The organism is Paractinoplanes brasiliensis (assembly GCF_004362215.1).
Classification (GTDB): Bacteria; Actinomycetota; Actinomycetes; order Mycobacteriales; family Micromonosporaceae; genus Actinoplanes; species Actinoplanes brasiliensis.
Genome location: NZ_SNWR01000001.1, coordinates 616,510 through 641,783, shown reverse-complemented (window position 1 = coordinate 641,783; position 25,274 = coordinate 616,510). Strand labels below are relative to the sequence as shown.

Annotated in this window: 22 protein-coding genes; 10 read left to right on the top strand and 12 right to left on the bottom strand. The window is 68.7% G+C overall.

The features are described 5' to 3' along the window. The first annotated feature begins 14 nt into the window (after positions 1–14). Entirely contained in the window at positions 15–2,147 is a 2,133-nt protein-coding gene (locus tag C8E87_RS02515; protein ID WP_275409111.1) for a methyl-accepting chemotaxis protein, read from the top strand. After that, positions 2,144–3,691, top strand: a complete 1,548-nt coding sequence (locus tag C8E87_RS02510; protein WP_133871580.1) for a chemotaxis protein CheW — start codon at positions 2,144–2,146, stop codon at positions 3,689–3,691. The genes C8E87_RS02515 and C8E87_RS02510 overlap by 4 nt, the downstream gene beginning before the upstream one ends. Positions 3,692–4,104: 413 nt before the next feature. On the opposite strand, the gene C8E87_RS02505 is transcribed toward C8E87_RS02510, so the two are convergent. The 3 genes from C8E87_RS02505 to C8E87_RS02485 all read right to left on the bottom strand — a co-directional run bounded on the left by C8E87_RS02505 (position 4,105) and on the right by C8E87_RS02485 (position 7,701). Next, a complete protein-coding gene (locus C8E87_RS02505; RefSeq protein WP_239080398.1) occupies positions 4,105–5,667 on the bottom strand; it encodes a methyl-accepting chemotaxis protein in 1,563 nt (520 codons plus the stop codon). Between the two features lie 143 nt (positions 5,668–5,810). After that, positions 5,811–6,008 carry a hypothetical protein gene (locus tag C8E87_RS02500; RefSeq protein ID WP_133871579.1) on the bottom strand — a complete coding sequence of 66 codons (198 nt, stop codon included), beginning with the start codon at positions 6,006–6,008 and terminating at the stop codon, positions 5,811–5,813. Between the two features lie 781 nt (positions 6,009–6,789). Then, complete coding sequence (locus C8E87_RS02485) at positions 6,790–7,701, bottom strand: NAD(P)/FAD-dependent oxidoreductase (protein ID WP_133871578.1); 912 nt, start codon at positions 7,699–7,701, stop codon at positions 6,790–6,792. A 79-nt stretch (positions 7,702–7,780) separates the two neighbouring features. On the opposite strand from C8E87_RS02485, the gene C8E87_RS02480 reads away from it, so the two are divergent. Then, entirely contained in the window at positions 7,781–8,662 is an 882-nt protein-coding gene (locus C8E87_RS02480; protein WP_166661041.1) for an AraC family transcriptional regulator, read from the top strand. A gap of 250 nt (positions 8,663–8,912) precedes the next feature. Here C8E87_RS02480 and C8E87_RS43450 read toward each other — a convergent pair whose 3' ends face one another. Both C8E87_RS43450 and C8E87_RS44475 read right to left on the bottom strand, forming a co-directional pair. Next, positions 8,913–9,092: a hypothetical protein gene (locus C8E87_RS43450; protein ID WP_166661040.1), complete on the bottom strand. Its 180-nt coding sequence runs from the start codon at positions 9,090–9,092 to the stop codon at positions 8,913–8,915. Between the two features lie 181 nt (positions 9,093–9,273). Next, the gene (locus C8E87_RS44475) at positions 9,274–10,149 is read right to left on the bottom strand and encodes a helix-turn-helix domain-containing protein (RefSeq protein WP_203720778.1); all 876 of its coding nucleotides are present in this window, start codon (positions 10,147–10,149) and stop codon (positions 9,274–9,276) included. A gap of 124 nt (positions 10,150–10,273) precedes the next feature. Between C8E87_RS44475 and C8E87_RS02465 the strand changes: the two genes are divergently transcribed. Further along, on the top strand, positions 10,274–11,380 hold the full coding sequence (locus tag C8E87_RS02465; protein WP_133871576.1) for a cytochrome P450 family protein: 1,107 nt from the start codon (positions 10,274–10,276) through the stop codon (positions 11,378–11,380). Between the two features lie 338 nt (positions 11,381–11,718). On the opposite strand, the gene C8E87_RS02455 is transcribed toward C8E87_RS02465, so the two are convergent. Next, positions 11,719–12,567, bottom strand: a complete 849-nt coding sequence (locus C8E87_RS02455) for a helix-turn-helix transcriptional regulator (protein WP_133871575.1) — start codon at positions 12,565–12,567, stop codon at positions 11,719–11,721. An 87-nt stretch (positions 12,568–12,654) separates the two neighbouring features. Between C8E87_RS02455 and C8E87_RS02450 the strand changes: the two genes are divergently transcribed. The 3 genes from C8E87_RS02450 (at position 12,655) to C8E87_RS02440 (ending at position 15,565) form a co-directional block, all read left to right on the top strand. Beyond that, positions 12,655–13,440, top strand: coding sequence for an SDR family NAD(P)-dependent oxidoreductase (locus tag C8E87_RS02450; protein WP_133871574.1), 786 nt, complete (start codon positions 12,655–12,657; stop codon positions 13,438–13,440). Positions 13,441–13,717: 277 nt separating this feature from the next. After that, positions 13,718–14,596, top strand: coding sequence for a helix-turn-helix transcriptional regulator (locus C8E87_RS02445; protein WP_133871573.1), 879 nt, complete (start codon positions 13,718–13,720; stop codon positions 14,594–14,596). Positions 14,597–14,710: 114 nt separating this feature from the next. Continuing rightward, on the top strand, positions 14,711–15,565 hold the full coding sequence (locus C8E87_RS02440) for an aldo/keto reductase (protein WP_133871572.1): 855 nt from the start codon (positions 14,711–14,713) through the stop codon (positions 15,563–15,565). An 85-nt stretch (positions 15,566–15,650) separates the two neighbouring features. Here the strand turns inward: C8E87_RS02440 and C8E87_RS02435 are convergent, their stop codons facing one another. Both C8E87_RS02435 and C8E87_RS02430 read right to left on the bottom strand, forming a co-directional pair. Continuing rightward, positions 15,651–16,376: a response regulator gene (locus tag C8E87_RS02435; protein WP_133871571.1), complete on the bottom strand. Its 726-nt coding sequence runs from the start codon at positions 16,374–16,376 to the stop codon at positions 15,651–15,653. Then, positions 16,373–17,566, bottom strand: a complete 1,194-nt coding sequence (locus C8E87_RS02430; RefSeq protein WP_166661039.1) for a sensor histidine kinase — start codon at positions 17,564–17,566, stop codon at positions 16,373–16,375. Before C8E87_RS02430 ends, C8E87_RS02435 begins: the two co-directional genes overlap by 4 nt. Here C8E87_RS02430 and C8E87_RS02425 point away from each other — a divergent pair. Next, on the top strand, positions 17,526–18,938 hold the full coding sequence (locus tag C8E87_RS02425; protein ID WP_243755138.1) for a monooxygenase: 1,413 nt from the start codon (positions 17,526–17,528) through the stop codon (positions 18,936–18,938). The genes C8E87_RS02430 and C8E87_RS02425 overlap by 41 nt on opposite strands. 301 nt (positions 18,939–19,239) lie before the next feature. Next, the gene (locus C8E87_RS02420) at positions 19,240–21,408 is read left to right on the top strand and encodes an MMPL family transporter (protein WP_239080406.1); all 2,169 of its coding nucleotides are present in this window, start codon (positions 19,240–19,242) and stop codon (positions 21,406–21,408) included. Positions 21,409–21,721: 313 nt separating this feature from the next. Here the strand turns inward: C8E87_RS02420 and C8E87_RS02415 are convergent, their stop codons facing one another. Both C8E87_RS02415 and C8E87_RS02410 read right to left on the bottom strand, forming a co-directional pair. After that, a complete protein-coding gene (locus C8E87_RS02415; protein ID WP_133871568.1) occupies positions 21,722–22,186 on the bottom strand; it encodes a DUF5994 family protein in 465 nt (154 codons plus the stop codon). A gap of 229 nt (positions 22,187–22,415) precedes the next feature. Further along, entirely contained in the window at positions 22,416–22,640 is a 225-nt protein-coding gene (locus C8E87_RS02410) for a hypothetical protein (protein ID WP_133871567.1), read from the bottom strand. A gap of 163 nt (positions 22,641–22,803) precedes the next feature. Here C8E87_RS02410 and C8E87_RS02405 point away from each other — a divergent pair, with 163 nt between their 5' ends. Further along, positions 22,804–23,361, top strand: coding sequence for a DUF5994 family protein (locus C8E87_RS02405; RefSeq protein ID WP_166661038.1), 558 nt, complete (start codon positions 22,804–22,806; stop codon positions 23,359–23,361). A gap of 341 nt (positions 23,362–23,702) precedes the next feature. On the opposite strand, the gene C8E87_RS02400 is transcribed toward C8E87_RS02405, so the two are convergent. Together C8E87_RS02400 and C8E87_RS02395 are read right to left on the bottom strand one after the other, a co-directional pair. Beyond that, a complete protein-coding gene (locus C8E87_RS02400; protein WP_133871565.1) occupies positions 23,703–24,509 on the bottom strand; it encodes an SAM-dependent methyltransferase in 807 nt (268 codons plus the stop codon). A 210-nt stretch (positions 24,510–24,719) separates the two neighbouring features. Continuing rightward, a complete protein-coding gene (locus C8E87_RS02395; RefSeq protein WP_133871564.1) occupies positions 24,720–25,265 on the bottom strand; it encodes a cupin domain-containing protein in 546 nt (181 codons plus the stop codon). Between the last annotated feature and the right edge of the window lie 9 nt (positions 25,266–25,274).

Below are 25,274 nucleotides of genomic sequence, written 5' to 3'. Positions count from 1 at the left end.
GGTGAGGAGCAGGCATGCCGGATTCGAAGTTTTCTCCGTCCACGGCCGGGGTCGAGCAGATGGTCGACGAGGCGCAGCGCGCCGCTGACGATCGAGGCAAGATCGCGGCCCTCAACCGCTCGCAGGCGGTGATCGAGTTCGATCTGTCGGGCACGATCCTGGACGCCAACGAGAACTTCCTGGCAACGATGGGCTTCACCCGCGAGGAGGTAGTGGGTCAGCACCACCGCATGTTCGTGCCGGAACAGGAGGCCCGCGGGACGCAGTACCGCGAGCTCTGGGAAGCGCTCGGCGAGGGCCGGTTCCAATCCGGGGTGTACACCCGGGTGGCCAAGAACGGCCGGAAGGTATGGCTGCGGGCGACCTACAATCCGATTCTCGGCACTGATGGGCGGCCGGTCAAGGTGGTCAAGTTCGCTGCGGACATCACCGCCGACCGCCAGCGCACCGCCGAGTTCGAGGGCAAGATCGACGCGATCAGCCGGTCGCGGGCGATGATCGAGTTCGACCTGGACGGCACGATCCTGTCCGCGAACCAGAACTTCCTTGACACCATGGGCTACGAACTCGGCGAAATCGTCGGACAGAACCACCGCATGTTCATGCCGCCCGGCATGGCCGACCGCCCGGAGTACGCCGAATTCTGGAAGCACCTGACGCGCGGCGAGTTCGAGTCCGGTGAGTTCAAGCGGATGGCCAAGGGCGGCCGCGAGGTGTGGCTGCTGGCGTCGTACAACCCGGTCCTCGACGCTGAGGGCCGGCCGGTCAAGGTGTTCAAGTTCGCCGCGGACATCACCGAAGAGCAGCACCGCACCGCCGAGTTCGAGGGCAAGGTCGCCGCGATCAGCCGGTCCCAGGCGGTCATCGAGTTCGACCTGGACGGCACGATCCTCACCGCCAACCAGAACTTCCTCGACAGCACGGGCTACACCCTTGACGAGATCGTCGGACATCACCACCGCATGTTCGTCGACCCGTCCGAGGCTTCCGGGGCCGCGTACTCGCTGTTCTGGGAGAGGCTGGCGCGCGGCGAGTTCCAGGGCGGGGAGTACAAGCGCATTGCCAAAGACGGCCACGACGTGTGGTTGCAGGCCACCTACAACCCGATCCTCGACGCCGAGGGCCGGCCCGCCAAGGTGATCAAGTTCGCCGTCGACGTCACGACCGCGAAGCAGCGCACCGCCGAGTTCGAGGGCAAGGACACGGCGATCAGCCTCGCCCAGGCGGTCATCGAGTTCGACCTCGAGGGCAACGTCCTCGCCGCGAACGACAACTTCCAACGCACCATGGGCTACAGCGAGCGAGAACTGATCGGGCAGCACCACTCGATGTTGTGCCCGGCCGACTACATCGTCTCGCCCGAATACCGCGACTTCTGGCACCGTCTCGCCGCCGGTGAGATCCACAGCGGCCGCTTCCACCGGGTCGGCAAGTACGGCCGCGAGGTGTGGATCCGGGCCAGCTACATCCCGATCCGGGACCTGCACGACGTCGTCTACAAGGTGGTCAAGTACGCCTACGACATCACCGACCAGGTCCTGCTGGAGCACCAGCTGGCGACCAAGACCCACGACATGAAGGCGTCGGTGACCGCGCTGACCGCGGCGATCGACGAGATCACCGCGGCTGCCACGCAGGCCACCACCCTGGCCGACACCACCAATCACAACGCCCAGGAGGGCTACGAGGAACTCCGCAAATCGATCGACGCCATCGAGCTGATCCAGAAGTCGTCGGAGCAGATCGCGGCGATCGTCACGGTGATCGGCGAGATCGCCGGCCAAACCAACCTGCTCGCGTTCAACGCCTCCATCGAGGCCGCCCGCGCCGGCGAGCACGGCATCGGCTTCTCCGTGGTCGCCGGTGAGGTCCGCAAGCTCGCTGAGCGGTCCTCTGCCGCGGCCCGCGAGATCACCCAGCTGATCCACGAGTCCGCCGGACGGGTCAGCCAGGGCGCCACCGTCAGCCAGCGCGCGCAGAGCTCTTTCGGGCAGATCCTGTCCAACGTCGCCGAGACCAGCGAAACCATCCGGCGAATCGCTGCCTCGACCGAGGAGCAGCAGACCGTGTCGCACCACGTCGCCGGGCTCATCAACGACCTGGTCAACGGCAGCAGCGCCGACCAGCACGACCGGGCCGCGTCATGACACCAACGGCTGTCTCCTCCCTCTACGGCGTCTTCCGCACCGGGGGCCTGCGCATGGCGCTGCCACTCGAGGAGCTTCGTGAGGTCATCGTCCGGCCTGCCGAGTTCAGCCCTCTGCCCACCGCGGGGGTGGGACTGCTCGGCGCGGTCAACCTGCGCCACACCGTGATTCCGGTGCTCGATCCGTGCCTGCTCGCCGGGCGGCCGTCAGCGGCCGAGACGGGCGAGGTCATCATCATCGTCTCCAGCGACGGCCGGCTGTTCGGCCTTCTCGCCGACGCTATCGAGGGCTCCACCCACGTGGCCGCCGACGCCCTGCTCGCAGTGCGCATCGGCGGCGGCGTGCCGGCCCTCTTCTCGCACACCTTTGAACGCGCCGACGACCGCGCCGTCGTCGCCTTGCTGGACGCCGCCACCATCATCGACACGCCGGCGATCCCCGCCGTTGCCGACCCCGCCCAGCAGCCGGGCACTCCCACCCCCGTGACGGCCTCGGTCGCAGCGCAGTCGCAGGAGCCCCACCGCACCCTGCTGATGTTCGAGTGCGGCGGCACCGGATTGTCTATCGACGTCACCCACGTGCACTCCGTCATGCCTGACCTCGAGCTGCACTCCTCACCCCTGGACGGCCCGATCTGCCGCGGCGTCGCCCACCTCGACGGCCACGCCGTCCCGGTCATCGACCCCATCAAGCTGCTCGGCCTGGGATTGCAGGCGACAACCGACACCCACCGCGGGGTCGTGGTCTCCCTGCCACGAGGCCTGATCACACTCACCGCGACTGACGTCACCGACATCACCACCGTGCCCGCCGACGACATCCTGCCCATCCCGAAGCTGCCGAGCCCCGACCACGCCCTGCTCGCCGGGCTGCTCACCACCGACGATCGCCAGTACCTCGTCCTCGATGGGCAGGCACTGCGCGAGAACCCCGAACTGGCCGCCTTCGGAGCACTGAACCTACGCCTCGACTCGCAAGCCTCCCCGGCCGATCCGCCGCCGGGCGACACCGACGCCGCCGGGCGGGACAAGCACAGGGTCATCCCCAGCGTGCGGAAGTTCCTCACCTACAGCATCGGGGTCGAGGCCGCCACGCCACTGGAGCAGATCGATGAGATCCTCCCCTACCCCAGCCACCATCTCAGCCTCGACGAGGCCCCGCTGATCGGCATGTTCACTCACCGCCGCACCACAATTCCGCTGATCAACCTGCCCGTGCTACTCGGGCGCCCACACACGCCCGACCCCGCCACTGACCGGGTGCTACTGGTGACCGTCGCCCCCGGCGCCACCGCCGGGCTCGTCGTCCCGGACCTGCACGCCATCGAACAATCCGTCTGGGAGGAGTCCGCCAAGACCACCAACGATCTGCTGCAGCGACCACTGATCGGCATGGGCACACCCGAGAACAACCGGCTCGTGCCCCATTTCGACCTCATCGCCATCGCCGCCGAGCACCTCGGCAGGCACCTTGCCGGCCGGGAGAGCGCGGCTCCGCATACGCCGAGCAACGTAGGCCCCGCGAGTCCGCACCCTCGGTCATGAGCTGACAACCGCCTCGGCGGGGGCAACACGTCGACGAGCGGCCGGACGCGGACCTCCAGGGCCGGCCCACGTAACCGAGCCCCGAGGTTGATCGCCGGTCGGTCTGCGCAGTCAGCTGCACGATGCGCAGCACAGGCAGCGAAGTTTCGTGCTCACCGCCGGCGAACAATACCTGCAGCCTGGGTGCCCGGCCGCGACAAGCGGGCTTCCACCACGGCGGCCAGGCTGACTCCGCCGGCGATCACACGGCCGGGTCGGTCGGCCGAGAGCGGCTCTCCGATTCGGCCAGCCGCTCGGTGCCTTGCGAGCTTTCTCGCTCGCAGATATGTCCGAACATGGCTGCCCGGTGCCTCCTGCGAGCGTTTGGCGATTCTATCCGCCCACGCTCTACCCACCGAGAACGCCGCATCGGATCATGGACAGACGTACCGGAACCGGCTGATGAGGGTATGGATGTCGCTGGTGGCGGCGCTGATCTGCTCGGCGCTTTCCCGGGTCGCGGCGGCGCTGCGTGCGGTTGTCCGGGCGGAATCGGCGATGGTTGCGAGAGTGGCGCCGATCTGATTCGTGGCGTCGGTCATGTCGTTTGCCTGGCCGTTCATCTGGCTGGTCGTGGCGGCTTGCTGGTCGACGGCTGAGGCGATCTCGCGCTGGCTGGCGTCGATGTCGGCGATGACGTCGGTGATGGCCGTGATCGCTGTGGCGGTGTCGGTGGCCATCTGCTGAATGTTGGTGATCTTGGCTGTGATGTCAGCGGTGGCGCGGGCGGTCTCCTGGGCGAGGTCCTTGACCTCGGTCGCCACCACAGCGAATCCCTTGCCCGCCTCTCCGGCGCGGGCGGCCTCGATCGTGGCGTTCAGCGCCAGTAGGTTGGTCTGTTCGGCGATGCTGCTGATCAGCGCCACGACTTCGCCGATCTCGCCGCTGGCCCGGCTCAGGCTGGTCACCGTCGCGGCGGTGTGCTCTGCGTTGGCCGCGGCCTGCCCGGTGATGGTGGTAGCCGCGCCGGCCTGGCGAGCAATGTCGCTCACCGACCCGGCGATCGTTTCGGTGGCCCGCGTCATCTGGTCGGCCGCCGACTGGGCGGTGTGTGCGGCGGCGCCGGCCTGCCCGGCTTCCTGGGAGGTCCGCTCGGCCGATTGATCGAGTTCGGCGGCGAACGCGCGCATGTCGGTGCTGGTTCTGGAGAGGGTCTCGATTCCCGTGGCGGTGGCCGCGACAGTTTCGCGTACCGCGGCCACCGCGTGATTGAGGGCGCCGGCCATCGTGCCCAGTTCGTCGCGTCGCAGGACGGGGACTTGCACGTCGAGGTCATAACCGGCGACCTTTTGCAGTCCGGCCAGCATGTGTCGCAGCGGCGGCCGGATTACCCGGTGCGTGCTGATCCCGACGATCAGTATGACCGCCACAAGCGCAGCGGCGGCCAGCGTGATGATCTGTCGACTTACGCGAGTTGCCGTGGCGCCGTTCGCTCCGGCGGCTGCGACCGCGGTGGCCATGTCCTCGTCGAGGCCGCCCAAGTTCTCCTCGAGCTGGGAGTAGAGCGTCAGGAAACCGTCGAGGCGAGCGATCGCGGCGCTCCTGTCGGTACCAGCGGTTGCCGCGATATCCGCAGCTGATCGCGCGTACTCCTGGACGGCTGGGCGGGTAGCCACGAATCGCTCAGTCAGTGAGGCCGGCGCATAGCTCGCGGCGGCGTCGAAGTTGGTGATCATGGCGTCGCCGTGGTCGGCGACCTCGTCAACGGCGTACAACTCGCGTTGGCGGTCCGTCGTGGCGTACAGCGAGGCCATCACATCCGCGCGCAGGGCGTCGTGCATCATGTCCGCGTTCCACTGGCGGTCCATGCCCGCGCTGATCGAGGTGATCTGCCTCATGGCGGCTGTCTGCTCGGCGGACGCGTACCAGGCGGATACGCCCAATGACAGCACCGACAGCAGTCCGACGCCGGTCAGAATCCACAGCCGGGAGAGCACGGACAGGCCGGAGCGTGCGCGCCTTTCCGATCTCGCGCCGGCCTGTTCCGCGCCTTGTCCGGTACGGCTGACAGAGGTCCGGGAGGCGGGGGCGCCGGCCGTGGGGTGGTCTGGGCCGGACGGGATCCGCGAGTGCGCGTGTGTCACGCCCGTACCGTCACGTCGGAAGGGAGGATGGTGCACTTCGTTCCGTCCCCGGGCGTCGAGCGCACGGCCAAGGCACCGATCGCCCGGGTGAAGATGTCGTACGCCATGGCAAGGCCGTCCGCTGGGAGCCCGCCCACCGCGACGGCCAGATGCGCCGGGTCGCCGTACTCGGGCCTCAGGCCGTGATCTGTCATCCTGGAAATCCCCCGCCTCGGACCGTTCTGTAGAGGACGCTAGACCTCCTGGCGGTATCTCCGGCTGCAAACCGTGATCCTGCTCTTCACCTCGTCTTTCATCGGCGAAGTGGTGGCCGTCAGCCGCGGGCGGCGGCCACCTCGACGGCCGAAGGCAAGGACGCCGCGGCCTCCGCCGGCGAGAGAGTGCGGGCGCTGGAACGCTCGGTCGACGAGATCGCCGACGTGAACGCGATCATCGCGTCCCTGGCTGATCAGACGAACCTGCTTGTGGGCGGTCTCGAGACTCTGGCAGCGAGGACCCGGTAACCATCACTGTAAGAGGGCCTGGTGTCCCGCCTTCGATACCGTCAGTCCAGGTACTCGCTGCCCAAGCCTGCGCCGGGCGGAGTCCAACTGACGACGTCGGCCGCCGGTCCGGTAGCCGGCGACAACGCGCAGCGCGATGCGGTAACGCCTCGGCAAGGCGTGCCAAGCACACGTTCTCTGTTCACCATGCCAAGCCTTGCCGGGCACCGGCCCGGCGGCGACGCAGCTCCGAGGCCACCTGAACACGCCTGGCCGCAGCGACACCGTCAGGTGTCAGACGGCATAGCGGCGCCGCGGACGGCCTTCGGTGTGCGGATCCGCATCCTCCTCGCGGCTGACCAGCCATCCCGCACTCTCGAACGCCACGAGTATGGGGTAGACGATGCCTGCCTCGACGCATGCGGCGTTCCCCACACCGCTACCGCACCCTGCTACGGCTGTTCCGGCCGAACGGGAACTGCTGCCGTGCCCTTCAGAATCCGGCGGTCAACTGCACGGCGGCGCTCGCGCCGGCCAGGTAACCCGAGGCTACCGCGGCCGCCATCGACGGCGGAATCGAGGTGGCCGCGTCGCCGGCCGCGAAGAGCCCTGGAACGCCGGTGCGGAACATCGGGTCGACGGCGATCGCCTCGACGCCGAGGTTCTCGTTCGACATGGACACCGTGGCGCCGAGGTCTCGGGCCAGGGTCGACCGCTGGCGGAGGAAGGCCTTGACCAGCATGGCCGAGACGGCGAGTTCGGTGCCGTCGGCGAAGGTGACTGCGCGCAGCCTGGAGCCGGCGCCCTCGACGGTGGCGAGGGGGCGCTCGTTCCACTTGACACCGGCGGCGGCCAACTGGTCCCGATGGGCCCCGGAAAGCTCTGCGCCGTTGGTCAGCAAGGTGATGTCGTCGGTGTAGCCGCGCAGGTTCAGTGCGCCGTGCAGACCGACCGCCCCCGTGGCCAGGACGGCCGTCGGCCGGTCGCGCACCTCCCAACCGTGGCAGAACGGGCAATGGAACACGTCGCCGCCCCAAAGTTCGGCCAGCCCCGGAACGGGCGGGTACCGATAGTCCATCCCGGCTGCCAGCAGGAGGGTTCGGGCCTGCTCCCGGCGCCCGTCGGCGAAGGTCACCGCGTACGTGCCGTCGGGCTGCCGGTCCGCCGCCGTGATCTCCCCGTCGGCCAGCTCGACCGAGGGGTAAGCAGCCAGTTCCGCGCGGGCCAGGGCGTAGTACTCCAGCGGCGGTCGCCCGTCGTGCCCGAGCAGGCCGCCGATCGCGCGCGCGACTGCATTGCTCGGCCGGCCTGAGTCGACGGCCAGGGTCGTACGCCGTGCCCGCCCGAGCGTCAGCCCGGCGCTGAGCCCGGCCGCACCCGCCCCGATGATTACGCAGTCCCACATGGGTCCAGTTAATCGCCTCCCCAGCGAGGCGAAAATGCTTCCGTGTCGCACGTAGATGCCTGTATGTAGCATGACGCCGGTGGATGGGATAAGTCAGGCAATCGCCGCGCTGCGGGTGGGTAGGGGCACGGTGCGACGCTTTCGGATGGCCGGCCCGTGGGGCCTGAGCTACGCCGGGCTGACCGGCAGCGGTTTTCATGTCGTGCTCCGGGGCACCGGCTGGCTTCTGACCGAGGACCGGCCGCCGGTCGAGCTCAACCCGGGCGATGTCGTTGTGATCACCTCCGGCGTCGACCACGGGCTCGCCTCCCTTCCCCGACCGCTGCGGGGGTTGCCGCCGGTCGTGCTGGGGACCGACGAGCCGGCATCCGGGGCCGACGGCTTCGAATTCCTCTGCGGCGCGTACCGCCTGCACCCGGGCCAGGACGTGCACCCCTTTCTGGCCACCCTGCCCGACCCGATCGTGGTTCCGGCGGCCGGCCGGGCTGACCCGGTGGCTGCCCTGCTCGACGAACAACAGGCGGCGGGGCTGCTCATTGACGCGGCCCGCCACGCGTTTCTCGACCTCATGCTCGCGAGCGCTCTCGGCCGGTGGCTGGCGGCGGCGAACCATCTCCCTACCCCCGACCCGAAGATCACCGCAGCCGTCCGGGCGATCGACGCCAACCCGGAGACCCGCTGGACGGTGCAGGAGTTGAGCCGGGCGGCCGGCATGTCCCGGGCCACCTTCACGCGCCGCTTCACCTCGGCCGTCGGCCGCCCCCCGGCGGACTACCTGCTCACCCACCGGCTCGGCCACGCCGCCCGCCTGCTCCGGGAGACCGACGCGCCGCTCGCGGCGATCGCTCGCCGCGCCGGGTACTCCACCGAGTCGGCGCTGGCCGGCGCCTTCCGCCGGGCCTACGGCATGGCACCCGGCGCCTTCCGCCGGGCCCAATCCGCGCGCGGGCCGGCGTCGTAGAAGCCGGCCCGCGATCTCCGCCGGGCGAGGACTCATCCGCTCCGGGCCGGCCGGGACCGGCAAAAACCACCGCGATCACCCAGTTCGGCAAGACTCACCAGGCCATTGACGCCGCCCGCCATCCCGGCCTCAACGACCGGATTCCGGTCCTCTATAGGACCGTCCCTCCAGCAGCAACACCCCGGATGGCCGACTACTGCGTTCCCTCGCACCGCCGAGTGGAACAGCCTCATCGCCACCATCGAGCGCGCTACGGCTGCACCGCCACAAACCCGGAAGCCTGCTCGAGCTCACCGACTACCTGCACCACCGCACCGCCGGCATGACCGGCAGCCTGTCCCACCTCGTTCGCGGCGCCGCACTCGACGCGATCCTCACCGGCGCCGAGAAGATCACCAAGTAACTCCTCGACGCGGTCGACCTCGACCACGCAGCCCAAGACCGAGCCCACCGCCGAACAACCACCCGCCCATGATCGCGCCGCCGCCACGACCGGTCCGGCCCCAACGGAAGGAGTTCTGGCCGGGGGCTAGCTGTTACGACAACGCGCGGCAAGTCTCGCGGCACAGCCCGCAGCCGGACCGAGCGCGCCGACCGACGCGGCGAAGCCGTTACGGCATTCGTGTCCGGAGGTTCCGGGAGTACTCGGCCGGGGTCAGGTCGTAGCGTTTACGGAAGGAGCGGACGAAGTGGCTGGTGTCGGCGAACTGCCAGCGGGCCGCGACCTCGGAGACGGTACGCCCGGCGGCCAGATCTCGGCGGGCCTCCTCGAGCCGGCGGCGTCGGATGTAGGCGGCGGGTGGTTCCGCGGTGGTGGCGAAGGCGCGGCTCAGGGTGCGCACGGAAACGTGCAGTTCCCGCGCGAGCAGCCCCGGTGCCAGCTCCGGGTGGGCGAGGCGCCGGTCGGCGAGGTCGCGGGCGGCCCGGACCAGCGCGGGCACCAGGGCCGGCTCGCTGGGGTCTAAGTAGCGGTGCACCACTGCTTGGAACAACTCGAGCAGCGCGTTGCGCGCCGCCTCGGTGCCGGTCTCGGTGAGGTCGTGGATCGTGTCCTGCAGCATGCTCGCGTGGGCCAGCAGGAGACGCACCTCAGGGGCGGCAGCGGCGGCGATGAACGGCTCGGCTGGGGCGCCGCGGAGCGCCGCCGGCAGCCCGATGGTCGTACCGGACGTGTGCGGGAGCATCTCGTAGCCGGTCAGGCCGGTCGAACGGCGCACCATCACGTGGCCTGGGCCGAGAGTGACATCGTCCCGGCCGTATCGCAACGTCCAGGTGCCTCGGCGAACCACGTGCAGCCGGAGCGTGCCGCCGGTGTCCGGCAGGCGGGGCACCGTCAGCCTGGTTGTGGTGCGGAAGACGGTGACGATCACGTCTCCGGCCACGGTGTCACGAGTGCGCACGCGGGCGTCGGGGCCGGTGTCCGTGGCATACGCGGATGGCGGGCCGCAGTTGTCGATTTGCTCGCCGTGTGCCCCTTGTGCGGTCATCCGGCCATTGTGGCCCGGACGTTCTACCGTCTGGCCCGCCAGTACCAGCAGAGGACACCGCGCGCTGTTTTCCTGGTTGAAGCACGGAGCACCGAAACGGGAGCACTGACAAAGGGAGCGTGCCGTGGACGGCATTCAGGAGAGCACCGGGCCAGACGGCACGACCGTCGTGCTGGTCACCGGTCATGGCGCTGCCCAGCGGGCGCTGGCCGAGCGGCGTACGACAAGGGTCCTCAACCTCACGAACCTCGGAATTCCGGCCGACGTGCAGAGCGGGCTGACCCGTCAGATGATGTTCCTTGACCCACCGGATCACACCCGGCTGCGCCGGCTGGTGTCGGCCGCCTTCACTGCCCAGCGCATCGAGGCGATGCGCCCGCACATCGAGCGCATCGCCGGCGAGTTGCTCGACGCGATGGCGGGCCGGGAGACGGTCGATCTGCTCGACGCGTACGCATGGCCGCTGGCCACCCGGGTCCTCTGTGACCTGATCGGCTTCCCCGCCGACAACGCCGGGGAGTTCCGTACCTGGACCGAGATCGTGGCCGGCGGCCCGGACCGCATGCCCGAATGGCCTGCGCATCTGACCCGGCTGCTCACGATCATCCGCGACCTGCTCACCGAGCTGCGCGCACACCCGGGCAACCACCTGCTCAGTGAGCTGATCGCTGCCCGCGACGGCGAGGACCGGCTCTCCGAGGACGAACTGAGCTCGATGGTGTTCCTGCTGCTGATAGCGGGTCACGAGACCGCGGCAAATCTGATCGGCAACGGGGTGTTCCGGCTCCTGGAAGATCGCAGCCGATGGCACCGCCTTCGCGCCGAGCCGCACCTGCTCCCGGCCGCGATCGAGGAGTTCGTCCGGTACGACGCGCCCGTGGCCGTGACGAGCAACCGGCGAGCCGTCGAGACGTTCGACCTGACCGGCCACACCCTCCGCCCGGACACGCAGGTCAACATCAGCCTGGCCGAGGCGAACCGCGACGAGAGCCGGTTCCCGGACGCAGACGAACTGCGACTGGACCGCGACCCGAACCCGCATCTCGGCTTCGGGCACGGCATGCACTACTGCCTCGGCGCCCCGCTGGCCCGGCTGGAGGCCCGAGTGGCGTTCACCGCTCTGCTGCAACGGTTTCCCCACCTCCGCCTGGCGCTTCCCGCCGGCGAACTGACCTGGCGGCACGACTTCATGACCGGGCTGACCCGCCTGCCCGTGACCGGGACCCAATGAGCATCAACGCCCACGGGGCGCCTCGAAACGCCGTGTCCCGATGCGGATCGGCGAACCCGGCGGGCGCGACAGCCCTCGACTGGAGCGGATCGTGCGGATGTGCCGCGCCGCCGGGATCAACGCCCCCGAGCCTCGGATGGATGCCTGGCTCAAGACGCACGCCGTCATCACGGTGCCCCTCGGGCAAGCGGCAGCCGTGGCGGGCGGCCCGGCGGGGCCGGGACGGACGTGTCACCAGCCGGGGTCAGCTACTCCGTCGGCCGTACGTGCTCGATGGGTCGGTCGCCGAGTTCGGTTCGGCAGGGTGTCCTTGTGGCGGGACGTGCTGCGCCGGACCGTCAGCCCGCGTTGAGGGTCTCGGTGCCGATGACGTTCAGCAGGGCCAGCGCCTCGGCTGAGGAGGAGCCGCGGGCGGCGCTGTAGAGGATCAGATGCTGGTCGCGGTCGGTGAGGACCAGGGAGTCGCAGTCGACGGTGACAGTCCCCACCACGCGGTGCTGGAACGTCTTTGTCAGCATGGCCGGGGCCTGGACGTCGTGGCGTTCCCAGAGCCGGGTGAACTCGGGGCTGCCTGCCAGGAGGTCGTCGATCAGGCCGGTCACCGCTGGGTCGGACGGGTAGCGGGTGCGGGCGACGCGGAGCTGCATGACCGCGTGCTGTTTGAAGTCCCCGGCGTCGGAGATGCCGTAGACCGCCGTGTCGCCCCGGACCGGGCCGAGGAAGGCACGGCGGGCCAGGTTGCGGTCCTCCGGGGCCACCTCGGCGAAGTCCTCCATCAGGGCGGCCGCGAGGTCGTTCCAGGCCAGGACCTCGAACGCCGCGGACATCACGAAGCCGGCGGTCTGCGGAAGCCGCTCCAGCAGGGCCAGGATGCTGGGACGGACGTCGCGGCGGTGCAGGCCGGTGCGGGTCGGGGCGGTGCCGGCCAGGACGTGCAGGTGGTCGTTCTCGGCCTCGGTGAGGCGCAGGGCGCCGGCGATCCCGGCCAGGACCTCGGCGGAGGGGCGCGGGGCGCGGGCCTGCTCGAGGCGCACGTAGTACTCGGTGGAGATATGGGCGAGGACGGCCACCTCCTCGCGGCGCAGGCCGGGGGTGCGGCGCCGGGGTCCGGCGGGCAGGCCCACGTCCTGCGGGCACAGGCGTTCGCGGCGGGTGCGCAGGAACGCCGCGAGCTCGTCTTTGTCCATGACCCCCAGTCTGCCCGGTCCCGGTCGGCGGATCGTGGTACTTGTTGTACCTGAATCCGGACCGGCGCAGGGCCGAGCGTTGTCGGCATGACATACGACAGCGAATTCGCACCCCTCGGCCTGCTTGCCGGCAAGATCGTTCTCATCACCGGCGCCAGCCGCGGCATCGGGGCTGCAGCCGGCCGGCTCTTCGCCCGGGAGGGGGCCAGGGTGGTGCTGGCCGCGCGCAGCACCGACGCACTCGGCCGGCTCGTCAAGGAGATCCGCACCGACGGCGGGGTCGCGGACGCCGTACCGATGGATCTGGGTGACCGGGCGAGTGTGCGGGCAGCGGTGGCCCGAGTAGAGGAACTGCACGGGCGGCTCGACGGAGCGTTCAACAACGGCGCGGTCGGGCAGCGGCAGCCCGGACCGGTCGACGCCACCAGTGACGAGGACATCGACGAGCAGTACGCGATCAACTTCCGGGGGCACTGGACCGCGATGACGGCCGAGGCGGCGCTGATGCGCAAGCACGGCGGGGGCGCGATGGTGAACACCTCGAGCATCGGTAGCCGGCGGGCCAATCCGGCGCTTCCGGCGTACGGGGCCATGAAGCGGGCCTTGAACAGCCTGACCGAGACCGCGGCAGTGAACTGGGCGCCGCACGGTATCCGGGTGAACGGCATCACTCCCGGCGGCACCGCGACCGAGATGATCGAGGAATGGGAGGCTGCGACGCCCGGCATCAAGGACCAGATCAACGCCAGCTCGCCGATGGGACGCATGGCTGAACCTCGGGAAGTCGCCGAGGTCGCTGCGTGGCTGCTCAGCGACCGCGCCTCCATGGTGAACGGCGCCATCGTCCCGGTCGACGGCGGCGCGGGAGCGTAAGGAAACCGTCACCAGCTGTGCATCGTGCCGTCCCACCAGCCAGCTCCCGGGCAGGCAGGCGGGACGGCACGGGTGCCGGGCGGCCAAGGTCTGGTCGAGGCTGAGATCGGGGCCCGGCTCCGTGGACGGGTGCAGGCGGCCGCCTCGAAGGGGTAGCCGTGCTTTCGACACCTCGACCCGGTCGGTGGACCTGCTCTCATCTTGCTTTCCCGACCCGTGTCGTGGGGGGTACCGGCAGGGACCCTCAGATGGTGGGGGCGGTGCCTACGCTGGGATTATGGACAACCGGGCGGACGTCAGCGCTTTCCTCAAGTCGCGCCGGGACAGGATCACGCCGGAGCAGGCGGGCGTGCAGTCGTACGGCGAGCGGCGGGTGCCGGGCCTGCGGCGCAGCGAGGTCGCTCAGCTGGCTGGGGTGAGCGCCGAGTATTACACCCGGCTGGAGCGTGGCAACTTGGGCGGTGTCTCCGAGAGCGTGTTGGACGCGCTGGCCCGGGCGCTGCAACTGGACGAGGTCGAACAGGCCCACCTGCATCATCTGGCGCGGACGGCGGCTACCCGGTCATCTCGGGTGAGTAAGCGTGCTGCGGCGCCGGCGGTGCGGCCGTCGGTGGCCCGGATGATCGAGGGCATGCCCGGCATGCCGGCGTACGTGCACAACAATCGCTTTGATGTGCTGGTTACCAACTCGCTCGGCCGCGTCCTGTTGACCGACTTGTACGCCGATCCCGCTTGCCAAGGGAATATGGCCCGGTTCATATTCCTGAACCCGGCGGCCCGGAACTTCTTCGTCGACTACGACCGCATCGCCCGGAGCACCGTCGGGCATTTCCGGGCCGAGGCGGCCAAGAACCCGTACGACCGCCGGCTGTCGAACGTGATCGGTGAGTTGTCGACCCGTAGCGACACGTTCCGGGTGCTGTGGGGCTCACACGACGTGTACGCCTTCCGCGACGGCAGCAAACGCTTCCGGCACCCGGTCGTCGGCGAGCTCACCCTCGACTTCGAAGCACTGCCCCTACCGGACGACAGCGGCCTGCAGCTGTCGGTCTACAACGCTGAGCCGGGCAGCGCCGCCGCTGATGCTCTGACGTTGCTGGCCGGCTGGGCCGCGACCACCAGCGGCACGGCGGACGGGTCCCTGGCCGAGAGCTGACCGGCGCTGGGGGCCCTGCCGGTACCTGCCAGGTCAGGGGCTCTCACCCGAGCCGCATCCGGGGCTTTCCTGGAAGGGCAGGAACGACCACGACAGATCACGAGGAACACGATCATGAGTCATGTCCCCACCATCACCCTGAACAACGGCGTCGAGATGCCTCCGCTCGGCTTCGGCGTCTTCCAGATTCCGCCGGCGGACACCGAGCGCGCCGTCCTCGAAGCCTTTGAGGCCGGCTATCGCTCGATCGACACCGCGGCGGCCTACCAGAACGAAGAAGCCGTCGGGCGCGCGATCGCCGCCAGTGGCATCCCGCGCGACGAGTTGTTCATCACGACCAAGCTCTGGATCCAGGACGCCGGCGACGAACCCGCCAAGCGCGCGCTCGAAACGTCGCTGCGCAAGCTCGGCCTCGACCAGCTCGACCTGTGCCTGATCCACGCGCCCTACGGCGACTACTACGGCACCTGGCGCGCGCTGGAAGCCGCCTGTCACGAGGGCTCGGTACGCGCCATCGGCGTCTCCAACTTTCACCCCGACCGGCTCACCGACCTCATCGCGCACAACGAGATCGTCCCGGCCGTCGACCAGGTCGAGACGCACCCGTACCACCAGCGCACCGCCGACGAGCATGCCATGCGCAAGCGCACCGTGCAGATCCAAGCCTGGGGTCCGCTGGCGCAAGGGCAGCACCACCTGCTGCAGGACCCGGTGCTCACCGAACTGGCCCGCGCGCACGACAAATCCACGGCTCAGATCGCGCTCCGCTGGCTGATGCAACGCCAAGTGCCGGCGGTCGTGAAGTCCACCAAGCCGCAGCGCGTCCGCGAGAACCTCGCCGTCTTCGACTTCGAGCTCACCGACGCCGACATGGCCCGTATCGCCACCCTCGACGGCAAGACCGGACCGGCCTACGACAACCGCGACGCCGACACCGTCGACGCCGTCAACGGCATGAAGCTCACCTGATCGCAGCAACCGGGGTGGCCCGTCAGGAGGCCTCGCAGGCGAAAGCGATCCCGATGTCGATCGCTGTATGTCTCGCAGAGACAGATCAAGAAGGACCGGTTCCTGGGGTTTCGAGCCCGGCGCCTCGATCATCAGAGGGCTCCGGCGGAACAGGTCGTACCAGGCCGCTTTGGTAGGCGATGACCACGAGCTGGGCCCGGTCGCGAGTGCCGAGTTTGGGCATGGCCCGGTTGATGTGTGACTTCACTGTGAGTGGGGAGAGATGCAGCCGTTCCGCTATCTCGGCGTTGGACAGGCCGTAGGCGATCAGCGTGAGCACCTCGCGTTCCCGGTGCGTGAGCACTTCCAGGGTAGGCGCGGCCGGCAGGGCCAGTGCTACCGGCTGGTGGAGGAAATGGCTGATGAGGTCCTTGGTTGCGGCCGGTGAGAGCAATGCTTCCCCTGCGGCGACCACACGGATCGCACGCACCAGGTCGGCCGGTTCGACGTGTTTGCCGAGAAAGCCGCTGGCGCCGGCGCGCAGCGCGAGCAGGACGTTGTCGTCGCATTCGAATGTGGTGAGCACCAGCACCCGTACGGCGGACAGATCGTCGGTCGCTGCGATCAACCGGGTGGCCTCGATGCCGTCCATCTCCGGCATCCGCAGGTCCATGAGGACTACGTCCGCCTGCTGGGAGCGTGCCAGATCGACGGCTTCGCGTCCGTTGCAGGCCTCGCCCACGATCTCAATGTCGGGCTCGGGGTCGACGAACAGCCGGAACCCGGCACGTATCAGCGCCTGGTCGTCGGCGAGCACGAGTCTGATCGTCATTTCGCCGCACTCTGAGCCGTAAGGGGCAGCTCGAAGCGCACGGCGAAGCCTTGCCGACCGGATCGACCCGCCTTGACTGTGCCGCCGTTCGCGGTGGCCCGTTCTCGCATACCGACGATGCCGTATCCGGCGCCACGACGGCCGGGGTGATCGCCGATCCGGTTGGTGATCTCCACGGCCAGCAGATCCGCGGCGTAGGTGACGGTCAGACGGGCGGTGCCGTCCCCGTACTTGTTGGCGTTGGTCAGTGCCTCACGGGCGATCTGGTAAGCGGCCAAGTCGGTCAGAGGTGGCAGCTCACGGGCATCTCCGACCTGCCGGTGTTCGACCCGTAGGCCGACGGAGGACAGGTAGTCGATCAACACGGGGAGCCGCGCGAGGCCACTGCCCGGATCGGTGTCCGCGGAGCCCGTGGTCACATCAGATGCGGTGCGCAGCAGCCCGATCACGGCGGCCATCTCCTTGAGCACCGCGTCGGAGGCGCGGCTGATGTTGTCCAGCGCCGTGGCTGCCGCGTCCGGGCGCTGGGACAGAACGTGCTTCGCCCCAGTGGCCTGCACTTTGACGACCGCGATGTGATGGGCGACCGCATCGTGCAGATCGCGGGCGATCCGTACCCGTTCCTGTGCGACCCGTAGCCGGGCCTTGTCGTCCTGGGACTGCTCCGCGCGGCGGGCCCGTTCCTCGACAGCCTCGATGTACGCGCGCTGGGTGCGCGTGGCGTCGCCGATCGCGGTTCCCATCCCGATCCAGGCGAGGACCCCGACACTGTCTCCGACGGCCGCCGTCCAGAGAAGCCCACAGACAGTCAGGATCACTGCGATGCCGGCGGTGAGGAACCAGGCGCTACGCCGGTCGGTGCGCGTCGCGTAGGTGTATACCAAGAGAGAAAGGGCAGCAGTCACCGTCGGCTGATACTGGTGATCCACGGCGAGGAACAGATTTGTCGCTACCACGGAGGCGATCAGCGCGGTGATGGTGAACCGACTCCTGGCGATGACCGCGAGTACGGCGAAAGCGAGAGCGACGATGTCGGAGGTGGTCAGCTGGTGGGGGCGACCGGTGTCGCGATCGATCAGCAGCATGCCGATCGAGAAAACCACGAGCCCCAGTGCCAAGGCAGCGTCGCCGAGCAGCTGATGCAGCCGGATGGCTTCCCGGACCCGGGTCCACCGTCGATCCTGCGTCATGGTCGCCATGCTAGGTGCGGGTGTCCCTCCGGCACATCGTCCCGTGGCAGTAGTGCGGCCTCGACTCCTACTGCCACAGGACTACAGCGAGGTGCCAACCACAGGAGCTAGCCGATCACGGGAGGCGAGCGACATCGTTGACGCCGTGATGACGAAGAACGACTCCAGGAGAGCAAGTGGCTGTCGCTTCTGGGCGGCGGTTGCCGTCGTCGGCATGACCGTGGCGGTTGCCTCCTGTTCCACCGGTTCGGACGACGCTGCCGAAACAAAGGCTGCTGCGCCGTCGGCGACCGGTCCACACGGCGGGCACGCCGCCTCGCCGCCGCCGGCGGCTCCGGCACGCGCGGGTGAGCACTTCAAGACGTTGTCGATCTCGGCTCCGTACACCCCACAGCCGCCGGCAGGCGCCACCGACGACTACCGGTGCTTCATCCTCGATCCACAGTTCGAGGGCACCCCCTACCTGACCGGCAGCCAGGTCATCCCGCAGAACGCCGACCTCGTACACCATGCGATCCTCTTCCAGGTCCAACCGCAGAATGCCGCGGACGCCCGCAAGCACGACCAGGACACACCCGGTCAAGGCTGGACCTGCTTCGGCAATGCCGGGCTCGACGGCGGCGCGGAACGCGATGACGACGCGGCCTGGATCGCTTCGTGGGCGCCGGGAACCGTCGAGACCCTTCTCGCGCCGAATCTTGGCTACAAGATGCCACCCAAGGGCCTGCTCGTATTGCAGATCCACTACAACCTGCTCGCGGTCGGCGATGCCGCCGGTGGCACGGACCAGTCGAGCATTCGGTTGCGGTACAACGACGGCAAGGCCGCGATGACCCCGCTGTCCACCGAGTTGATTTTCGCCCCCGTAGAACTGCCGTGCACACCGGCCGAATCGGGTCCGCTCTGCGACCGGGCAGCCGCGATGGCCGACGTCAAGAAGCGTTTCGGCCCGGACGCGACAGACGTCATCGACCAACTCGGGATGCTCTGCAACGGCGGGAAGACTCCCAGACCCGGGCTCGTCCAGCAGTGCGACAACCCGGTTACCACTCCCTTGACGATCCATGCCATGGGTCCGCACATGCATCTGCTCGGCAAAAGCATGAAGGTCGAACTCAACCCGGGCACCGCCACGGCACAGACGTTGCTCGACGTTCCGGACTACGACTTCGACAACCAGGCCTTCCAGCCCATGCCCGACCCGGTCACCGTCAAACCTGGTGACATCCTGCGGATGACGTGCACGTACGAAACCGAACGCCGCAAACTGCTGCCCCAGCTGAACAAGACAGAACCGCGCTTCGTCGTGTGGGCCGAGGGAACCGCTGACGAGATGTGTCTCGGCATCATGGTCAGCGCCCCTCCGCAGTGATGCTCCGCTGAGAGCTCACCGCTCGGGCCTCTGGTGTCGCTGAGCGCTGAGCACTCGACGATCACCGGGCCGGCGGCGCCGACATCGTCTTTGCCTTCGCCTGGACCCCGCTGCTGGTTGCGCCACCTATGACCAGAACGGCCGGGTCACGCGAGGGCCGGCACCCTCACCCCCCGCGGGGATCCCCGTGCGTATCACCAATGGAATCGTCACTACGGCCTGAGTCAATGTTGGAGTTCCCATGTCTGCTGTAGCTCGCTGGTGTTTCCGGCATCGGCGTAAGGTCGTTGGTTTGTGGATCGTGCTGCTCGCCGCCCTCGGTGGTGGTTATGCGGCCGCCGGAAGCAGCTACTCCGAAGACTTCAGCCTTCCCGGTATGGAGTCGACCAAGGCACTGAAATTGCTGGAGGACTCCCTTCCGGCCTCATCCGGCGACACCGAGCAGATCGTCATCCACGTCGAGACCGGCAGTGTCCGCGATCCTGCCGTGCAGGCAAGGGTCGCCGGCATGCTCGCCGGCATCGAGAAGCTGCCGTCGGTGACCTCGGTAGCCAGCATGTATTCGGATCAGGGCGCCGCCCAGATCAGCGCGGACGGCAAGACGGCCTACGCGGAGGTTCAGCTCGACAAATTGCCCAACGACCTCCCGCCGGCGAACGTCGAGAAGATCATCGAGACCGCCCAGGCGGCCCGTGGGTCCGGCCTGCAGGTGGAGCTGGCGGGTCCGGCGATCAGTAACGCGACAGCGCCGGCGCAGGGGAGTACCGAACTGATCGGCATCGTCGCCGCCGCGATCATCCTTTCTCTGTTCTTCGGCTCCCTGATCGGCATGCTCCTCCCGCTGATGGTCGCGGTGGCAGGCCTCGGCGGCGGCCTCATGACGATCGGGCTACTCTCACACCCCATCACGCTGAGTGACATTGCGCCGACCCTGGCCACTCTGATCGGGCTCGGCGTGGGAATCGACTATGCGCTGTTCATCGTGACCCGCTACCGCAGTGGGCTCCGCGCGGGACTGCCACCCGAGCAAGCTGCCGTCCGGGCGATCACCACGTCCGGACGGGCGGTGCTCTTCGCCGGCGGGACCGTTGTCATCGCCCTGCTCGGCCTGCTCGTGTTGCGGCTGAACTTCCTCACCGGCATGGGAATCGGCGCAGCCGTGACGGTCAGCTTCACGCTGCTCTCAGCGCTGACGCTCCTGCCCGCCATGCTTGGCTTCGTCGGCACCAGGGTGATGAGCAAGAAGGAACGTCGCGCCCTTGCCGCCAACGGCGCGCTGCCGGAGAACACGCGCGGGTTCTGGGTGCGGTGGGCAGGCCTGGTACAGAAACGCAGGACCCTGCTGGGTGCGGCGGCGCTGATCGTCATCGCCCTGCTGTCCATCCCGACCTTCTCGATCCGGCTGGGGGCCGCCGACGCCGGCAACGACAAGTCCGGTACGACCACTCGCGAGGCGTACGACCTGCTCGCCGACGGCTTCGGGCCAGGCTTCAACGGACCGCTTCAACTGGTCGCTGAACTCAACTCTCCCGCCGACGGCCGCGCACTGGACCAGCTGCTGGAAACCGTCAAGACCCTCGACGGCGTCGCGGCCGTCTCCGCCTTCCCCTCCGAACCGGGTGCCACGGTGGCCATCGCCATGGTGGTGCCGACCTCCGCACCCCAGGACAAGGAGACCACCGATCTGATCAACCGGCTGCGTGACGACGTCGTTCCCGCGGCGGAGAAGAACACCTCCCTGCAGGTCCATGTCGGCGGCGCCACCGCGATCTTCCAGGACTTCGCCAAGGTGCTCACGGACAAACTGCCACTCTTCCTCGGCGTGGTCATCGTCCTGGGCTTCCTGTTGCTGATGCTCGCCTTCCGTAGCATTCTCGTTCCGCTGACCGCGGCGGTGATGAACGTCCTCGCCGCGGCCGCCTCCTTCGGGGTGATCGTCGTGATCTTCCAATGGGGCTGGGGATCGAACCTGCTGAACCTCGGCGGCGCCGGACCGGTCGAGTCGTTCGTCCCGGCGATCATGTTGGCGATCCTGTTCGGCCTCTCGATGGACTACCAGGTATTCCTCGTCAGCCGCATGCACGAGGAGTGGGCCTGCACCCGTGACAACGCACGGGCGGTCAGGATCGGCCAGAGCGAGACCGGACGGGTCATCATCGCCGCCTCGCTCATCATGGTCTTCGTCTTCGGCGCGTTCGTCCTGGGCGGCGAACGGGTGATCGCTGAGTTCGGTATCGGCCTGGCCGCCGCCGTCGCCATCGACGCGTTCCTGATCCGGACCGTTCTGGTCCCAGCACTGATGCACCTGTTCGGCCGGGCGAACTGGTGGCTGCCCACGTGGCTGGACCGCACCCTGCCGCAGTTCAGCGTCGAAGGGAACCAGGACATGGCGGCGCACGGGGCCGGGGCTCCTCCTTTGCTCCAGCACCAGCCCGAGGGCAATGACCTGCTCGACACCCGGTCTCACTGACGTGTCGCCGGGGTCACCGTCTCCCTGCCGGCCGAGCGACAGGTGAACACGGTCGTGAGGCCCCCTCCCCGTGTCTCGAAGTGGTCGCCAGGCGGTCCAGGGAGCGCTTGTAGCGGGCTGTCCACCGTGAACGGGTGGCGGAGCCGGTGTATCGCCTCTGCGTTGTTGCTGTGATGATGCTGCCCGAGGGCTTCGTCAGAAGCCCTCGGGTGTAGTGGCGGCCGACTGCCAGGGTTGATGATGCGGGCCGGTCGATCGGATAGCAGTCGACGCTCACCGCCCTCGCCTTCGCCCCGGACGCTCACGCCGGTGATCAGCCGACCTGCTTGACCCCGGCGAGCTTGACCCCGGCAAGCAGCTCGGGCGTGTGGCGGTTGTCGGTCCCGTCGGCCGCGGCGGCCAGTGCCGTCTCGGCCGAGGCCCGGCTCGCTCCCGGCGGGACCACCAGCAGATCGAAACGGTCCTGCCCGAAGTCGCCCATGACGGTGATCAGCCCGGCCGGCTGGGAGGTGAACCAGCCCAGCCGCACCGTACGGCCACCGGCAGCGGCCCGACGTGGATGCGGCAGATCCCACTCGGCGGCGTTCATCAGGACGTGCGTGATCCGGCCGCGCAGACCGGCCAAGGCCTCGACCAGCGCGGGAAGCTCGGCGACAGCGTCGGTCGAGCGCGGCCACCAGGCCCCGTCGAGGACGGTGGTTCGCGACGGCACCGGATCCATCCGCAGGCGTACGGTGTCGTCCGGTGCTCGTGGGGTGCGGGTCTTGGTGATCTTCATCGGGCGCCTTCCTGTTGGCGACGTCCGCGCCATCGAAGGGCGGGCGCGGTGCGCTCGTCGGAGGAGACGTCGAGAAGCCGGTGTCGTTCCACCGTACGCGCGTCCATGCCGGCCGCGGCCAGGGCAGCAAGTCCGATCTCCAATGGGCAGATGTCACCCTACGCCTGCGGGCTGGTCACGTCGCGGCGTGGTGGCGACGGCTGATGCGGGGGATCGAGCGTCGATGTCGTCAAACCACGGCGCCACGCGGCGCGACCTCGATCGCCGCGACGCCGCGTCCGTAGAGCACGACGAGCCGCTCACCATGTTTCGTGCGCAACGCTCCGGAATCCTCAGCCAGGGTCGAGATAACGTGTTCCAGCAACTCGTCCCCGTCGGAGATGCCGGGTTCGTCGACGGTGATGTCCATGCGGTCGCCGCCGACGAGCCTTACGCGTAGCACTGTGGTCGCCATGCCATGAAAACTACCCGGGCCGGCGTTTCGGCCGTGGCTCGATGATCAGGTGAGCGTCAGTCACTGCCGAGTGTCAGCTCGCGGCGAATCTGCCTCGTGGGACGCCGGCACCAGCCGCCTGAACCCGCCGCTCAGGTGGACGGAGTACCGTTGACCACAGCCGATGGATTCGCCATCGGCCGGCCGCTCGGCCGAATGGCCGTGCAGTTCATCGACCTTGGTGGACCTCGTCCTCGCCCCGTCATCGGGTTGGGCCCGCGCCTGCGTTGGTCCCGGACGACGGGAAGCCTGTATGGCGTCGGTAATTGATCATGTTGACTCGCCCGCTACGCCCGAGCCGCCCTGGGTTCGCCTGGAACCGGTCGCATCATGGGTGCGGCTTGAGCCGGTCCGATTCCAGCATGCCTTGCTCGACGGGTGCTGGTGGCCGAGCACAAACGATCTGGAAGCGGAGCTGTGCGTTCTGGTGCCGGTTCTCGACCAGGTTCGCGGGTCGGTCGCGAAGGTGCTGGTGAGCGCCGCGGGCTGGATCGCCCGGCCGCACGACATCGTCGCGGCGGGTCGCACCGTCGCCGTCGCCTATCTGGCCGGCCAATCGCCTGCGATCATGACCGTTCTGTGCACCGACGGCGGGACTCTCACCCTGCGCGTAGCTCCGCCCGGCCAGGCCCCCGACCCTTCGAACGGGTCGGAGTGCAACAGGGCTGTACCGATGGCGTGATCACCACGAGATCGCGAGTGACCGCCTGGCCACCTCAGTCGTCTTGGCCGCGCTCATCCCGGTGGCCCCGGCTGTGCCCGCGCTGACCATACTGGTCGCCGTCGCCGCGGTCAGCGTCGCATTCGTGGCGTGGGAAGCATGGCGGCAGCCGGAGATCGGCGGCGCACGTCCGCAGCCGGACTGATCGCGCCGGGACGCGGTCGCTCGGCGGGGACCTCATGGTCACCCACCCCGAAGCTGTGCTGCGGGCTCGTCGCTGCGAGACGGGCCGGTGGCCGCTGATCCAGCGGTCACCGGCGAATGGGTTGCCCTCGTGGCTGATCGGCCTCGACGGGCTCGGGTCAGCCGATGCGGCCGACGCCGCCGAACAGGTAGACCTCCGGTTCGTCGGATTCCGGGTCGGGGCGCCAGCGCGAGCATGTGACGACGCCGGGCTCGAGCAGATCCAGCCCGTCGAAGAAGCGTTCGAGCTCCGTCTTTGTCCGGGCGCGGATGGGCGTGCCGCCGCGTTCGGTGGTTTCGCGCATCACGCGCAGCATCGGTTCGCCGTGGATCTCCGCGGTGGAGTGGGTGAGCACCAGGTAGCTACCGGTGGGCATTGCCTGTACCAGCTGTGCGACGGAGCCGTATGCCACGTCGTCGTCCATGAGGTGGTTGACGACGCCGAGGAGCATGAGCCCGATCGGCTGCGAGAAGTCGAGTGTTTGCCGGGCGGCCGTGAGTATTGTCTGCGGTTCCCGTAGGTCGGCTTCGACGTAGTCGCAACGACCTTGCGGCGTGCTGGTCAGGAGTGCACGGGCGTGCACCATGACGAGCGGGTCGTTGTCGACGTAGACCACCTGGCAGCGCGGGTCGAGGGACTGCGCGACCTCGTGGGTGTTGTCCGCCGAGGGGAGCCCGGTGCCGATGTCGAGGAACTGGTGGATGCCGGCGTCCTCGACGAGGAACCTGACCACGCGTTTGAGGAACGCGCGCTCGGACTTGGCGCCGATGGGGATGTCCGGGATGTGGGCGATCACCTCGTCGCCGGCGGCCCGGTCGACCTCGAAGTTGTCCTTGCCGCCGAGCCAGTAGTTCCAGATCCGCGCCGAGTGCGGAACCGTGGTGTCCAGTTTGGAGTTTGCGGCCGGCCTCCGGTCCTCGGTCATGAGGGCATTCTTCCGTGCCTCAGGGGCCGTGACGCAAGCGGGGCGGCTGGCACGCAACGAGCGCTCGACGGATCTGGCCCATGTCGTGGACGGCGTTCGCGGTGGTCATGTGCGGCCGCAGGACGTAGGAGTTCGCAGCGCATTGCTCGGCTCTCCGGTTGGCGAAAGGAAACATTGGCGTTGATCGAACCGTGGCCGCCCGGAGATGGTCTAGCCGGGGACGCGTACGGCTCCGATCTGTACGTAGCACATCAGCGCCGGCCGATCGGACCGGTTCTTCCACGCGTGCCGGGTGCCGAGCTGAACCACGCACGTGCCCGGCGTCAGGGTCACCTCGGCTCCGTTGTCGAGCTCGAGGCACAGCTCACCCTCCAGGCAGATGGCGTAGTCGACCGTGTCCGTCGTGTGCATGCCGTCGCCCTTCTCCTCGAACGGGTCGGTCAGGCCGGGCAGCTTCTGCGCGACCTCCTCGGCGACGGCGGCCGGGTCGGGCACCGGCTGCGGCTCCGACGAGTGCGCCGCCCACCGCAGGAAGAGCGCCCGGCTGCCGCCGAGCCCGGGGAAGTAGGGCCGCAGGACCGGCTTCGCGTCCTGTTCGCCGACCTTCGCCTCCCCGTCCGGGGTGCCCCACAGGAGATAGAAGTCGGCTCCGGGCAGAGCCTGGACGCTTACCGGTTCCGGGCGGCGGTCCTCGACGAAGACGGCATCGCCGTCGCGGTTGTGGCCCGTCACGATCAGGCGCGGTTCGATGGGCATCGCGGATCC